The sequence below is a fragment of the Geodermatophilus sp. SYSU D00814 genome (assembly GCF_054050055.1).
In genome coordinates this window covers 1-13,670 of record NZ_JBJGYP010000014.1, presented here as the reverse complement: position 1 = coordinate 13,670, position 13,670 = coordinate 1, and the positions used below count along the sequence as shown (strand labels likewise).

General features: G+C 74.7%; 13 protein-coding genes. 7 read left to right on the top strand and 6 right to left on the bottom strand.

The features are described from left to right. The first annotated feature begins 308 nt into the window (after nucleotides 1–308). The gene (locus tag ACI780_RS12420; protein WP_457003247.1) at nucleotides 309–1,904 is read left to right on the top strand and encodes a M20/M25/M40 family metallo-hydrolase; all 1,596 of its coding nucleotides are present in this window, start codon (nucleotides 309–311) and stop codon (nucleotides 1,902–1,904) included. Nucleotides 1,905–1,961: 57 nt separating this feature from the next. On the opposite strand, the gene ACI780_RS12415 is transcribed toward ACI780_RS12420, so the two are convergent. The 3 genes from ACI780_RS12415 to ACI780_RS12405 are packed head-to-tail and all read right to left on the bottom strand — an operon-like array spanning nucleotide 1,962 to nucleotide 4,169. Then, nucleotides 1,962–2,696, bottom strand: coding sequence for a PIG-L deacetylase family protein (locus tag ACI780_RS12415; protein ID WP_456869174.1), 735 nt, complete (start codon nucleotides 2,694–2,696; stop codon nucleotides 1,962–1,964). Between the two features lie 34 nt (nucleotides 2,697–2,730). Then, complete coding sequence (locus ACI780_RS12410; RefSeq protein ID WP_456869173.1) at nucleotides 2,731–3,603, bottom strand: RNA polymerase sigma-70 factor; 873 nt, start codon at nucleotides 3,601–3,603, stop codon at nucleotides 2,731–2,733. Continuing rightward, nucleotides 3,600–4,169 (bottom strand): carboxymuconolactone decarboxylase family protein, encoded by a 570-nt coding sequence (locus ACI780_RS12405; protein WP_457003245.1) that lies wholly within the window; start codon nucleotides 4,167–4,169, stop codon nucleotides 3,600–3,602. The genes ACI780_RS12410 and ACI780_RS12405 overlap by 4 nt, the downstream gene beginning before the upstream one ends. Nucleotides 4,170–4,331: 162 nt before the next feature. Here ACI780_RS12405 and ACI780_RS12400 point away from each other — a divergent pair, with 162 nt between their 5' ends. Continuing rightward, nucleotides 4,332–4,739 carry a YybH family protein gene (locus ACI780_RS12400; protein WP_457003243.1) on the top strand — a complete coding sequence of 136 codons (408 nt, stop codon included), beginning with the start codon at nucleotides 4,332–4,334 and terminating at the stop codon, nucleotides 4,737–4,739. Between the two features lie 18 nt (nucleotides 4,740–4,757). On the opposite strand, the gene ACI780_RS12395 is transcribed toward ACI780_RS12400, so the two are convergent. Next, on the bottom strand, nucleotides 4,758–5,021 hold the full coding sequence (locus tag ACI780_RS12395; RefSeq protein WP_456869170.1) for a chorismate mutase: 264 nt from the start codon (nucleotides 5,019–5,021) through the stop codon (nucleotides 4,758–4,760). 242 nt (nucleotides 5,022–5,263) lie between these two features. On the opposite strand from ACI780_RS12395, the gene pcrA reads away from it, so the two are divergent. Beyond that, complete coding sequence (gene pcrA, locus ACI780_RS12390; RefSeq protein WP_456869169.1) at nucleotides 5,264–7,558, top strand: DNA helicase PcrA; 2,295 nt, start codon at nucleotides 5,264–5,266, stop codon at nucleotides 7,556–7,558. Nucleotides 7,559–7,723: 165 nt separating this feature from the next. On the opposite strand, the gene ACI780_RS12385 is transcribed toward pcrA, so the two are convergent. Next, nucleotides 7,724–8,623: a M23 family metallopeptidase gene (locus ACI780_RS12385; protein WP_457003241.1), complete on the bottom strand. Its 900-nt coding sequence runs from the start codon at nucleotides 8,621–8,623 to the stop codon at nucleotides 7,724–7,726. A gap of 192 nt (nucleotides 8,624–8,815) precedes the next feature. Next, on the bottom strand, nucleotides 8,816–9,637 hold the full coding sequence (locus tag ACI780_RS12380; protein WP_456869167.1) for a lipase family alpha/beta hydrolase: 822 nt from the start codon (nucleotides 9,635–9,637) through the stop codon (nucleotides 8,816–8,818). A 283-nt stretch (nucleotides 9,638–9,920) separates the two neighbouring features. Here ACI780_RS12380 and ACI780_RS12375 point away from each other — a divergent pair, with 283 nt between their 5' ends. The 4 genes from ACI780_RS12375 (at nucleotide 9,921) to sucD (ending at nucleotide 13,614) form a co-directional block, all read left to right on the top strand. Beyond that, a complete protein-coding gene (locus ACI780_RS12375) occupies nucleotides 9,921–11,027 on the top strand; it encodes a hypothetical protein (protein WP_456869166.1) in 1,107 nt (368 codons plus the stop codon). Next, nucleotides 11,024–11,392, top strand: a complete 369-nt coding sequence (locus ACI780_RS12370) for a cobalamin B12-binding domain-containing protein (protein ID WP_456869165.1) — start codon at nucleotides 11,024–11,026, stop codon at nucleotides 11,390–11,392. Before ACI780_RS12375 ends, ACI780_RS12370 begins: the two co-directional genes overlap by 4 nt. A 91-nt stretch (nucleotides 11,393–11,483) precedes the next feature. Then, nucleotides 11,484–12,644: an ADP-forming succinate--CoA ligase subunit beta gene (sucC, locus tag ACI780_RS12365; RefSeq protein ID WP_457003238.1), complete on the top strand. Its 1,161-nt coding sequence runs from the start codon at nucleotides 11,484–11,486 to the stop codon at nucleotides 12,642–12,644. A 91-nt stretch (nucleotides 12,645–12,735) separates the two neighbouring features. Continuing rightward, complete coding sequence (sucD, locus tag ACI780_RS12360) at nucleotides 12,736–13,614, top strand: succinate--CoA ligase subunit alpha (protein ID WP_456869163.1); 879 nt, start codon at nucleotides 12,736–12,738, stop codon at nucleotides 13,612–13,614. Nucleotides 13,615–13,670 lie beyond the last annotated feature (56 nt).

Here is a 13,670-nt window from a genome sequence, read left to right as displayed (position 1 = left end):
TGACCGACGGTGAAACCCACCGTCGAGGCGTGTCCTGCGTCACACTCCGTCATCCGTGCTGGCGAGCACGGCTCCCAGCGGTCTCCCAGGGTCCTCCCAGGCCGCGCCGTCTCCGGTACCCGTCGGCGACCGTCCCTGTACCGCCCGTCCCGCCCGGGGCCATCCTCACCCGCGTCCGAGACCGGAACGCGTCCGTCGGCCACAGCTGCCCGGCGGGCCGGACGAGAGGAAACGGGATGGGAGATCGACGGACGGGGTCGGCACGGACCGGCACGAGGGTCCTCGCCGCGGGAGCAGGCGGGTTGCTGGTGGCGCTCGCACTGCCCGCGACCGCCGCGGTCGCGGCACCGGGCGGGGGCGGGTCCCACGGCGGCGGTGGGTGCGAGCACCGCAGCAACAACACCTACGACAAGCTCCTCGAGTGCATGACCCTGGAGGGGGTCACGGAGCACCTCCAGGCCCTCCAGGACATCGCCACGAAGAGCCAGGACCCGGTGTACCCGGGGACCCGGGCCGCCGGGACCGAGGGATATGCGGCCAGCGTCGACTACGTCTCGGGCCTGCTCGAGGACGCCGGCTACGAGGTGACGCTGGACCCGGTGGAGATCACCTTCAACTTCCCGGCTGAGCTCCGCCAGCTCACCCCCGTCGAGGCCGACTACGAGACCGGGGTGTTCACCGGCAGCGGCTCCGGCGAGGTGACCGGTCAGGTCATCCCGGTGGACATCAACCTCGAGGGCGACCGCGCCAGCACCAGCGGCTGCGAGGCCGAGGACTTCGCCGGCATCGACTGGAGCGGTGAGAACGACATCGCGCTCGTCCAGCGCGGCACCTGCTTCTTCGGCACCAAGGCCTACTACGCCGAGCAGGCCGGCGCCGAGGCCGTGATCGTCTTCAACCAGGGCAACGCGCCCGACCGCCTCGAGCTCATCGTCGCCGACGCCAGCAGCGTGGACGAACCCATTCCCGGGGCACCCGGACCGGTCACCCACGGCATCCCCGTGGTCGGCGCCAGCTTCGCCGACGGCGTCGAGCTGGCCGCGGAGGGGTCGACGGCGTACGTGCACGTCCTGCCCGCCGAGACGCGCACCGACTACAACGTCATCGCCGAGCTGCCGGGCAAGAACACCGACAACGTCGTGATGGCCGGCGCGCACCTCGACAGCGTCATCGAGGGGCCGGGCATCAACGACGACGGCTCCGGCACCGCCGCGCTGCTCGAGACGGCGCTGTTGCTGGCCAACTCGCACCCGCAGAACACGCTGCGGTTCGGCTTCTGGGCCGCCGAGGAGCAGGGGCTGGTCGGCTCGACGGACTACGTCGAGGGGCTGTCCCAGGCGGAGCAGGACCGCATCGCCCTCTACATGAACTACGACATGATCGGCTCGCCCAACTACATCTTCATGGTGTATGACGCCGACGAGTCGACGTTCCCGGCACCGGAGGGCATCACCATCCCCGAGGGCTCGGAGGCGATCGAGGACGTGTACGAGTCGTACTACACGCTCGTCGGCGAGCCGTACGACGACACCGCGTTCGACGCCCGGAGCGACTACCAGGCCTTCATCGAGGCCGGCATCCCCGCGGGCGGTCTGTTCACGGGTGCCGAGGTGCTGAAGACCGAGGCGCAGGTGGCGATCTGGGGCGGCACGGCCGAGGAGCAGTTCGACCCGTGCTACCACGAGGCCTGCGACGACATCACCAACCTCAGCGAGCACGCGCTGGAGGTCAACAGCGACCTCGTGGCCTTCGCGATGCTGACGTTCGCGTACTCCACGGAGAGCGTGAACGGCGTGCCGGGCAAGCGGGTCCCCGGCCGGCCCTTCGAGCTGCCGGCGCCCGCCGGTCCCGAGGGCACGTTCGCCGAGGAGGGCGGTGGGCTGGGCCACCAGCACGCCGCCTGACAGCCGAGGTGCGGGGCCGGTCCTCCGGGGCCGGCCCCGTTCCGCGCCCGGGGCCGGTCAGGCGGTGTGGACGACGTGGAACGCCTCGGCCAGGCGCCCCTCGGGCAGGCCGAAGCGGCGGGCGGTCTGCGCCATCCAGCCGGTGAGCCACCCCTCGAGGTCCTCGACGTGGGCGACCTGCGAGACGTGGCTCTTCAGCGCGGCGAACTTGAGCTCCACGACGTCGGTGACGTCGACGGCGTGGTCGGCCCGCGGGCTCGCGCCCAGCCACACCTCCGACACCGTCCACTCCGCCAGGCCCTCGTCGGCCAGCAGCTCGGGGAAGGCGAAGGGGTTGCGGGCGTCGGGGTAGACCGCGCGCAGCGTCGACTCGCCCACGGTCATGTGGTCGGGGTGGCTGGCGCCGATCCGCTCGTAGAACCGCTCCGGCGAGCTGGTGAGCACCCGCTGCGGCCGCACCTGCCGGATCACCCGGGTGATGTCGCGGCGCAGGTCGAGGGTCAGCTCCAGCCGCCCGTCGGGGTAGCCGAGGAAGCGGACGTCGGTGACGCCGACGGCAGCCGCGGCGGCACGCTGCTCCTCCTGCCGCAACGGGCCCATCCGGTCGCGGGGGGTGTCGTCGAACCCACCGGCGTCGCCGTCGGTGACGATGCAGTAGGAGACCTCGGTGCCCGCGGCGGTCCAGGTGGCGACGGTCCCGGCGCTGCCGAAGTCGACGTCGTCGGGGTGGGCGAGCACGCAGAGGGCGCGCTCGACGTGCGCGGCGGGCTCCGGGGGCGGGGGCGCGGTCACCCGGCGGAGCCTACTGAGCCGCCCGGGCCGCGCCTCACCTCCGCAGGCCGGCCAGCTTGTCGGGGTTGAGCACCACGAGGACCTGCTCGACCAGCCCGCCGGTGACCACCAGGGACACCGCCACGTAGGGCCCGGAGTCGGTCTCCGCGACCACGCCGGGGCGTCCGTTGACCTCTGCCAGGCCCATCCGCAGCCCCGGCAGCGACGCCCCCTCCCGGACCACCGCGGCGAGGAAGCGGGCGACCTTGTCCGCGCCGGTGATCGGCCGCAGCGCCGCCCGCGCCCGGCCGCCGCCGTCGGTCACCAGCACCGCGCCGGGGGCGAGGGCGGCCAGCAGCGCGTCGACGTCGCCCCCCAGGCAGGCGGCGAGGAACCGCTCGGTCACCTCGCGGTGGGCCCGCGGGTCGGCGTCGAAGCGCGGCCGCCGGGCCGCCACGTGCTCCCGGGCGCGGTGGCCGATCTGCCGGACCGCGGCCTCCGAGCGGCCGAGGGTGGCAGCGACCTCCGCGGCGGGCACCCCGAACACCTCGCGCAGCACGAAGACCGCGCGCTCGGCGGGGGACAGGCTCTCCAGGACGACGAGCAGCGCGAGCGACACCTCGTCGCCGAGCACCGCGTCGTCGGCCGGGTCGCCCCCGTGCCCGGTCAGCAGCGGCTCGGGCAGCCAGGGGCCGACGTAGGTCTCCCGTCGCGCACGGGCGGAGCCGAGCCGGTCCAGGGCCAGCCGGGTGGTGACCTGCACCAGGTAGGCGCGGGGGTCGGCGACGTCGCCGCGGTCGGCGGCCGACCAGCGCAGCCAGGCGTCCTGCACGGCGTCCTCGGCGTCGGCGACGCTGCCCAGCATCTGGTAGGCGACGGCGAACAGCAGGCGCCGGTGGGCGTCGAACGCCGGCAGCGGGTCGCTCACGCGCGGACCGGGATCTCGCAGCGGTCGCTGAAGCCCTGGCTGTGCAGCCCCAGGGCGCTGTTGGTGCGCGACCGGCTGTTCTCCACGGCGACCATCGTCGTCAGCTCGACCAGGGCGGCGTCGTCGAGGTCCCGGCGGAGCGCGGCGACCATCTCGTCGGTGACGCCCATCGGCGTGGTGCTCATCGCCTCGGCGTACTCCACCACGCGGCGCTCGAGGTCGCTGAGCACGTCGCTGTCGCGCCAGGTGGGCACGGCGCGCAGCTTGGCGGGGTCGACGCCCTCCTGGACGGTGACCCAGTACCCGAAGTCGACGCACCAGGAGCAGCCGACCGTCACCGCCGCCGACATGACCGCGAGCGTCTTGAGGGTGGGGTCCAGCCGGTTCCACCGCGCCAGCGCCTGCTCGTGGCGCATCTGGGTGAGCAGCAGCCGCGGGTGGTGCCCCATGGCGGCCGCGGGCGTGAGCGTCGTGCCGAACCGGCGACGCGACCAGCGGTCCACGACCCGGGTGAGGAGGGTGCGCGGCGGGTCGAGCGGGATGCGGGCGGTGCGGGTCTTGGTCATGGCGGGGAGTCCTCTCCGTGGGGGTGTCCATGGAGACGACGCAGCCGGCGTCGGTGTGACACGCGTCCCGGGGTTCCGCCGGGGACGGGGCGGGCGGATCCTGGCAGGCCACGGGGGCGGGTGCACGACGGGCCGCGCCGGCCCGTCGGGGGAGGAGCCGAGGTGGACCCTGCGCTGTCCCGGGCCCTGGACCGGGTCGCCGACGGCCTCGCCGCCATGGGCGCCGGCAACCCCGGTCCGTACGCGGCCTGCTGGGCGGACTTGCCCGACGTGACCCTGTTCGGCGCCTGGGGGCCGATCGAGCGGGGCCACCACGCCGTCACGGGGACCTTCGAGTGGGTGGGCAGCCGCTTCAGCGACGGCCGGCTCGTCCCGCGCTACGACGTGGTCGACGTCAGTGGCGACCTCGCCTACACCGTCGGCTCCGAGCAGGGGACCGTCCGGGTCGACGGCGGGGAGCCGCGGGACATGACGATCCGGGTGACCCACGTGTACCGGCGCGTCGAGGGCGACTGGTGGCTGGTCCACCGCCACGCCGACTTCCCGCCGGCCGACCAGCGGCACGGGTGAGCTGGTGGAACGGCCCCGTCAGAGGCGGCCGCGGCCCTGGCGCAGCAGCAGCATCCCGAGCGCGGCGCCGTCGCGGCCGAGCGCGTCCTGGAAGCGGGCGAGCACCTGCTGCTCGCGCGACAGCGACAGCCGGGTGCCGCCGGTGGCGCGACGCAGTTCGCCGATCTCCTGCGACACGGCCAGCCGGCGCTGCACGAGGCGGATCAGCTCGGCGTCGCAGGCGTCGATCTCGTCCCGCAGCTCGGCGATCCGGTCGTCGGCGGGGGTGAGGGTGGCGCTCATCTCGGTCTCCTGGTGGGGCGGCGGAGGCCGGAGGACCCCGAGAACGAGAAACGCCCCGGGCTCCTCGGGCCCGGGGCGTTCGTTGCGGCGGCTGCTCAGCCGGCGGCGACGGACACCGGGACCCGGTGCCCGTAGTAAAAGCGGACGGTGGCGAGCAGCACGTCGGGGAGTGTGCCACAGCGCCGCACGCGACCGCCACGGCGGACGGGATCGTCGCCCGCCCGAACTACAGTGGTGTGTCTATGAGCAGCGTGCAGCAGGCCCTCCCCGGAACCGCCGCGCTCCAGCGTTCCGCCCCCGGCTCGGCCGGCCGGGAACTGGACCGCATGCTGGCCGGGCTCAACGGCCCCCAGCGTCAGGCCGTCGTCCACGAGGGCGGTCCGCTGCTCATCGTCGCCGGCGCCGGGTCGGGCAAGACCCGGGTGCTCGCCCACCGCATCGCCTACCTGCTCGGCGCCCGCGGGGTGCAGCCGGGCGAGGTCCTGGCGATCACCTTCACCAACAAGGCCGCCGGCGAGATGAAGGAGCGCGTGGCCCAGCTGGTCGGCCCGCGCGCCCGCGCCATGTGGGTGTCGACGTTCCACTCCATGTGCGTGCGCATCCTGCGCGCCGAGGCGGCCAAGCTGGGCCTGAAGTCGTCGTTCACCATCTACGACCAGGGCGACTCGGTGCGCCTGATGACGATGGTCGCCCGCGACCTCGACCTCGACGCGAAGCGCTACCCCGGCCGCAGTCTCGCCGCGCAGGTGTCGAACCTGAAGAACGAGCTCGTCGACGAGGAGTCCTTCAGCCCGGAGACGGCGCCGGAGAAGGTGCTCAAGGAGGCCTACACGCTCTACCAGCGGCGGCTGCGCGAGGCGCACGCGCTGGACTTCGACGACCTGATCATGACCACGGTCAACCTGCTGCAGGCGTTCCCCGACGTCGCCGAGCACTACCGCCGCCGGTTCCGCCACGTCCTGGTCGACGAGTACCAGGACACCAACCACGCGCAGTACGTGCTCGTCCGGGAGCTGGTGGGCACGGGGGACGGCCCCGTCCCGCCGGCGGAGCTGTGCGTCGTCGGTGACGCCGACCAGTCGATCTACGCCTTCCGCGGCGCCACGATCCGCAACATCGACGAGTTCGAGCGCGACTACCCGCAGGCCACGACGATCCTGCTCGAGCAGAACTACCGCTCGACCCAGCGCATCCTCCGGGCGGCCAACACCGTCATCGCCAAGAACACCGGCCGCCGGGCGAAGAACCTGTGGACCGACGCCGGCGACGGCGAGCTCATCGAGGGCTACGTCGCCGAGAACGAGCACGACGAGGCCGCCTGGGTGGCCGAGCAGATCGACGCGCTGGTCGACGCCGGGAAGGCCCGCCCGGCGGACATCGCCGTCTTCTACCGGACCAACAACGCCTCCCGTGTCTTCGAGGAGGTGTTCATCCGCGTCGGCATGCCCTACAAGGTCGTCGGCGGGGTGCGCTTCTACGAGCGCAAGGAGGTCCGCGACGCGCTGGCCTACCTGCGGGTGGTCGCCAACCCGGCCGACGTCGTCAGCCTGCGCCGGGTCATCAACACCCCCAAGCGCGGCATCGGCGACAAGGCGGAGTCCTGCATCGAGCAGTTCGCCGACCGGGAGCGGATCGCGTTCGCCACCGCGCTGCGCCGGTGCCCGGAGATCACCACGCTCGCGCCGCGCTCGCTGAAGGCGCTGCAGGACTTCGTCGCGCTGCTGGAGGAGTTCGAGCGGCTCGTCGAGACCGGCTCGGGCCCGGCCGCGCTGCTGGAGAGCATCCTCGACCGCACCGGCTACCTGGCCGAGCTGGAGGCGAGCACCGACCCGCAGGACGAGGGGCGCGTCGACAACCTCAACGAGCTCATCTCGGTGGCCGCGGAGTTCGAGGCGGCCAACCCCGGCGGCACGGTCACCGACTTCCTCGAGCAGGTCTCGCTGGTGGCCGACGCCGACCAGATCCCCGTCACCGGCGACGAGGCCGGCGTCGTCACGCTGATGACGCTGCACACGGCCAAGGGCCTGGAGTTCCCGGTCGTGTTCCTCACCGGCCTGGAGGACGGCGTCTTCCCCCACCTGCGGGCGCTCGGCGACCCGCGCGAGCTGGAGGAGGAGCGCCGGCTGGCCTACGTCGGGATCACCCGGGCCGAGCAGCGGCTGTTCCTCTCCCGCGCCACGGTGCGCACCAGCTGGGGGCAGCCGGCCTACAACCCGCCGTCGCGCTTCCTCGACGAGCTGCCCTCCGACACGGTGCACTGGGCCCGCACGGACCCGACGCCGTCGCCGAGCACGGGCTCGTCGGCGCAGCAGCGGGTGGCGGCCACCGGGCTGTCCACGGGCGGGCTCCGCGGCGGCCGGGGCAACCGGGCGGTCATCGCCGTCGAGGTCGGCGACCGCGTCAGCCACGACGCGTTCGGCCTGGGCACGGTGGTCGAGGTCAACGGCGCCGGCGACAAGGCGCAGGCCACGGTCGACTTCGGCTCCGGCGGCACCAAGCGGCTCGTGCTGCGCTACGCCCCGCTGGTCAAGCTCTAGCCCCGAGGAGCGGGGGCGCGGAGCGTCTCCCGACGAGGAGCCTGGAGCCGCCCGGCGAGGCGCCGTGAGGAGCGGGGCCCGGAGGGTCCCCGACGAGCGGCAGGGAACGGCTCCGCGCACCTGGGGTACGGCACCTGGCCGCGGTGTCGGCCGGAGGCCGACGGATCACACCGTGACGCCGCGCTCGGCGAGGAACTCCTCGGGGTCGATCGGCCGGCCGGTCATGCCCCCGCGGTGGATCTCGTAGTGCAGGTGCGGGCCGGTGGACTGGCCCTCGTTGCCGACCTTCGCGATCTGGTCGCCGGCGTGCACGATGTCGCCGGCCGCGACGTCGTAGTAGCGCATGTGCCCGTAGACGTGCACGTTGCCGTCGGCGTCCTGGATGTAGACGGCGTTGCCGTAGCCCGAGGCGCGGCCGGCCCGCAGCACGACCCCGTCGGTGGCCGCGTAGATCGGCGTGCCGAGCGGGGCGGCGAGGTCGATGCCGTAGTGCATGGAGCCCCAGCGCGTGCAGAAGCAGGTGGTCATCCGGCCCGACGTCGGCAGGACCGTCTCCGGCTCGCGGGCGGCGCGGGAGGCGGCGAGCTCGGACAGCCGGACGGCGGCCTCCGCCTGGGTGATGCCCTGGTGGACGCCGGCGTCGTCTATGTCGCCGGTGAACCCGAGGTCGGCGGCGCCCAGCCCGTAGTCGGCGGCGCTGGCGGTGACGGGACCGGCCGTGCTGCCGGTGAAGCCGGGGACGGCGGCGACGACCGCGCCGACGACCAGGGCCGCCAGCCACAGCGCGCCGCGGCGACCGGGGGGACGGCGCACGGAGCGGCGCGCAACCGCCGCCGGGACGCCGGCGTCGGAGGTGCCGGCCGCGGGGACGCCGGCCTCGGGGGTCGTGGCCTGCGGAGCGGCGGGGGTGTCGGTCGCGGGAGCGGCCGGGGCGCGGCGGGTGGTCCGTGCCGGCAGGACGGCGGCGGGCGGCACCGGGGCCACCGGTCGCAGGCCGGGGATCCGGCCGGTCGCCTCGGGCTCGGCCGGCGCGCGGCCGGCCGCGGGCTCCACGAGCGCGGTCACCGAGATCCCCTTCGTCCACGCTCCGGGGGCCGCCGGGTGCAGCGGTCCGTCGGGGGAGCGACGGCGGTGGAGGCGCCCGGGGGCGCCCGCCGGTGGGTACCGGCTCCGTGATCGGACCGTAACGTTCCGTCAGGTCGCGGCGGGGGAAGCCGCCGCGCGTGTCGCCGAGTCGACCGACCGCGAGCGGAGCGGTCAGGCGACCGCCGCCGGCACCGGCGTCGGCGCGGCGACCGGGCGCAGCCCCGCCAGCGTGGCCGCCACCTCGTCGACGACGCCGCGGTGGTGCGGCAGGGACATGTGCCCCACGCCCCGCGCGAGCACGTTGCGGGCCCGCAGGTCGGGGTGGTCGCACCGGCCGTTGCGGGTCGGCAGGACCAGCTGGTCGAGATCGCTGTAGACGGCGGTCGTGCGGGTGTCCCAGTCCGGTGCCGGGGCGGCGAGCTCCTGCAGCACCGGCGAGCCCGGCCGCAGCTGGCGGACCATCGGCGTGGGCAGCAGGTGCGCCAGGACCGACCCGCCGTGCGGGGTGCCGAGGGTGACCAGCGACTCGACCCGGCGGCCGCCGCCCTGCAGCTGCACGTAGTGCCGGGCGATGAGGCCGCCGAGGCTGTGCCCGACGAGGTGCACGCGGTCGTGCCCGGTCCGGGCGCAGATCCGCTCGACGTGCTCGCCGAGGTCGCGGGCGCCCTGCGCGATGTCGCCCAGCAGCGGGCTGTAGTTCCAGGTGCAGACCTGCGCGAAGCCCCGCCGGCGCAGGCCGCGCCGCATGAGCGTGAACACCGAGCGGTTGTCGACCAGGCCGTGGACGAGCAGGACCGGGGTGCGGGCGGCCAGCGGGTCGGCGGCGAACAGGGCGCGGACGCCGGGCGGCTGCTCGCCGGGGCGGCAGCGCTCGTCGGGCCGCAGCACCTCGGTCCAGGTGCCCAGCGGGTACATGAGCACGTGCGCGCCGACCCACGCCAGCTCGGTCAGCCCACCGGTCACCGTCGCCGGTGTGGCGAGCGCCCGCAGCACGCCCCGCGACGTCCCGGGAGAGGGCGCCGCCGTGTGCGACGCTGGACGGGACCCCGGGCCGGCGGTCGTGTGCATGGACGTGCCCTCTCCGTTCGTCGGCCCGGAACGGGTGGGGTCCCGTCGGCGGCCGGAGCACTCCGCTGTGCTCCGTTCACAGGACGGTAATGCCCCCGTGTGGCGACGGTCACACGGCGGGATGCCGCGTCTCGACGAGATCGACGCCGTTCTGTGACACATCTCGACGAAGAGGCGCTCCACACTGCTCGACGACGAAGGGGGACCCGTGGCCGGCCCGGAACGCACCACCCGGAACGACCGGGCCGGCGGCGCGACCGCACGGCGCGCCACGGCCGGCGGTGACCGGCGACCCGCCGCGGCCCGGCCCGACCGGCGCGGCGCGGGCATCGCCGCCGCCGACGGCCGGGCCCCGCTCGCCCCGGGCCGTGCCGCCGGGCAGCCGGTCCCCGCCGACGGCCTCGTCGTCGGCGAGGTCCCCCGCGCCGCCCGGGTCGCCGGCGTCCTCCTCGTGCTCGCCGGCCTCGCCGGCCTGGCCGCGCTGTTCCCTCCCTACCTGGTCGTCGGCGACCGCGAGCTGACGCTCGGCGGGGGGCTCGGCGGGGTCCTCGTGGGCCTGGTCGTGCCGGTCACCTCGGTCGCCGTCGGAGCCGGGCTGGCCGCCGGCCGGGTGCCCCGGTTCGGGCTGGCCTACGCCGGCGTCGGCGGCCCGCTGGCGCTGGGCGCGCTGCTCATCGAGGTGTACCGGGGCAGCGCCTCGACGGTGCGGCCCGGCGTCGAGGTGCTCGCCGGGGAGCGGGTGCTGACCAGCTCGGTGGAGACCGGTCCCGGCTGGTGGCTGGCGGTCGTCGCGCTCCTGCTGACCGTGCTGGCCGGCGTCTGTGCCGCCGCCGTGTGGAGTCGCACCGTGATGGAGGACCGCGGCGCCCTCGACCCCGTCCGGTCGGGGCTGGCCGGCGCGGCGGTGCTGCTCGGCGTCCTCACCGTGCTCTGCCTGGCGCTGCCCGCCGCCGACGTCCCCGACCGCCTCGTCGACGACCCGGCCACCGGCCTGGAGGTCGTCGTCGAGCAGCAGGGCCCGCAGGCGCTGCTCGAGCGGCCGGGGCTGGCGCTGCTCGGCGGGCTGCTGCTCGCCGGTGCGGTCGTCCTCGGGTCGGTGCTCTCCCCGTCGCTGCGGCCGCGGCTGGCCGCCGTCGGGGGGTTCCTCGCCGTCGCCGTGACCGTGCTCGCGGCGGGCCTGTCCGGCCTGCGCGACGCCGTCGCCTCCGACGAGCTGGAGTGGACCGTCCCCGGCGCCGGGCTGCTGGTCGCGGGCCTCGCCTACGCGCTGCTCACCCTCCTCGCCTGGCGGCTGCGCCGGACCGGGAGCGGGTGACCGGGGCCGAGCGGCTGCGGGTGGTCGTCGCGGGGCCCGGCGGGCCGGACGACCCGCGCGCGGTCGCGCTGGCCCGGGCGCTGCGCGACGCCGGCGCCGAGGTGGTGCTGACCGGCGTGCCGGACGCCGCCGGGCCGCTGGCCGCGACCGTCGTCCAGGAGGACGCCGACGCCGTCGGCCTGGCCGCGGTGCCTCCGGACCTGATCGCCGACCTGCTCGACCGGCTGCGCGCCGCCGGCGCCGGCGACGTCCCCGTCGCCGTCCTCGGGGACCCCGGCGGCCTGCCCGCCGGTGTGCTGCGGTTCCCCGACGGCACCCCGCCCGACGACGTCGTCGCCGCGCTGCGAGGCGCCGGGACCCCCTGACCAGCGGCGTCGTCGCGGGGGCTGTGACCCGTCCCACCCCCTCCACCGCCGGTGCGGCAGGCCGCTCGGGCGGGGGCTACGGTGCCTGTCCGTGGATCTCTTCGAGTACCAGGCGCGTGACCTGCTGGCCTCGCACGGTGTACCCGTGCTGCCCGGCGGCGTGGCCGAGACACCCGACCAGGCCGAGGCGATCGCGCGGGAGATCGGCACCCGCGTCGTCGTCAAGGCGCAGGTGAAGACCGGCGGCCGCGGCAAGGCGGGCGGCGTCAAGCTCGCCGACGACGCCGACGAGGCCCGGGCCCGCGCCCAGGACATCCTCGGGCTGGACATCAAGGGGCACGTCACCCACCGCGTGATGGTCGCCCAGGCCAGCGACATCGCCGAGGAGTACTACTTCTCCTACCTCCTCGACCGCGCCAACCGGACCTTCCTGGCGATGGCCAGCGTCGAGGGCGGCATGGAGATCGAGCAGCTCGCCGTCGAGCGCCCCGAGGCACTGGCCCGCATCCCGGTCGACGCCACGGTCGGCGTGGACGCCGCCAAGGCCGCCGAGATCGTCGACGCCGCCGGCTTCGCCCCCGAGGTGCGCGACCAGGTGATCGCCATCGCCGTGCAGCTGTGGGAGGTGTTCAGCCAGGAGGACGCCACGCTCGTCGAGGTCAACCCGCTGGCCAAGGCGCCCGACGGCACGGTCCTCGCCCTCGACGCGAAGGTGACCCTCGACGAGAACGCCCGCTTCCGGCACCCGGGCCACGAGGACCTCGAGGACACCGCCGCGGCCGACCCGCTCGAGGCCGCGGCCAAGGAGAAGGACCTCAACTACGTCAAGCTCGAGGGCGAGGTCGGCATCATCGGCAACGGCGCCGGCCTGGTCATGAGCACCCTCGACGTCGTCGCCTACGCCGGCGAGGAGTTCGGCGGCGTCAAGCCGGCCAACTTCCTCGACATCGGTGGCGGCGCCTCGGCCGAGGTGATGGCCAACGGGCTGCACATCATCCTGTCCGACCCGGCCGTGAAGAGCGTCTTCGTCAACGTCTTCGGCGGCATCACCGCGTGCGACGCGGTGGCCAACGGGATCGTGCACGCGCTGCAGCTGCTCGGCGACGAGGCGACCAAGCCGCTGGTCGTCCGGCTCGACGGCAACAACGTCGAGGAGGGCCGGCGGATCCTCGCCGACGCCGCCCACCCGCTGGTCACCCTGGTGGACACGATGGACGGCGCCGCGCGCCGGGCCGCCGAGCTCGCCGCCTAGGGGAAGGACCCCCTTCCTCCCCACCCCTCGCAGGCTCGGGGCGGGCCCCTGGAACGGGGCCGTTCCATCTTCTCCAGACAGGACCCACGAGATGTCGATCTTCCTCAACGAGAACAGCAAGGTCATCGTCCAGGGCATGACCGGGTCGGAGGGGCGCAAGCACACCCAGCGCATGCTCGCCTCCGGCACCGCGATCGTCGGCGGCGTCAACCCGAAGAAGGCCGGCCAGAGCGTCGACTTCGACGGCGCCGGCGTGCCGGTGTTCGGCGGCGTCGCCGAGGCGATGAAGGAGACCGGCGCCGACGTCAGCGTGATCTTCGTGCCGCCGGCCGGCGCGAAGGCCGCCGTCATCGAGGCCGTCGACGCCCAGATCGGGCTGGCCGTGGTCATCACCGAGGGCATCCCGGTGCACGACTCGACCTCGTTCTGGGCGCACGCCCAGGGCGGCGCGACCCGCATCATCGGCCCGAACTGCCCCGGCCTGATCAGCCCCGGGCGCTCCAACGCCGGCATCATCCCGGCCAACATCACCAAGCAGGGCCGCATCGGCCTGGTCAGCAAGTCGGGCACGCTGACCTACCAGATGATGTACGAGCTGCGCGACATCGGGTTCTCCACCTGCGTCGGCATCGGCGGCGACCCGGTCATCGGGACCACGCACATCGACTGCCTGCAGGCCTTCCAGGACGACCCGGAGACCGAGGCGATCGTCATGATCGGCGAGATCGGCGGCGACGCCGAGGAGCGCGCGGCCGACTTCATCGCGGCCAACGTCACCAAGCCCGTCGTCGGCTACGTCGCCGGGTTCACCGCCCCCGAGGGCAAGACGATGGGCCACGCCGGCGCGATCGTGTCCGGCTCGGCCGGCACGGCGCAGGCCAAGAAGGAGGCCCTCGAGGCCGCCGGGGTCAAGGTCGGCAAGACGCCGTCGGAGACCGCCCGCCTGATGCGGGAGATCGTCGGCGCCTGAGCCCCGCACGACCCGCACGGGGGCGCCCGCCCGGTCCGCACGCCGGACCGGGCGGG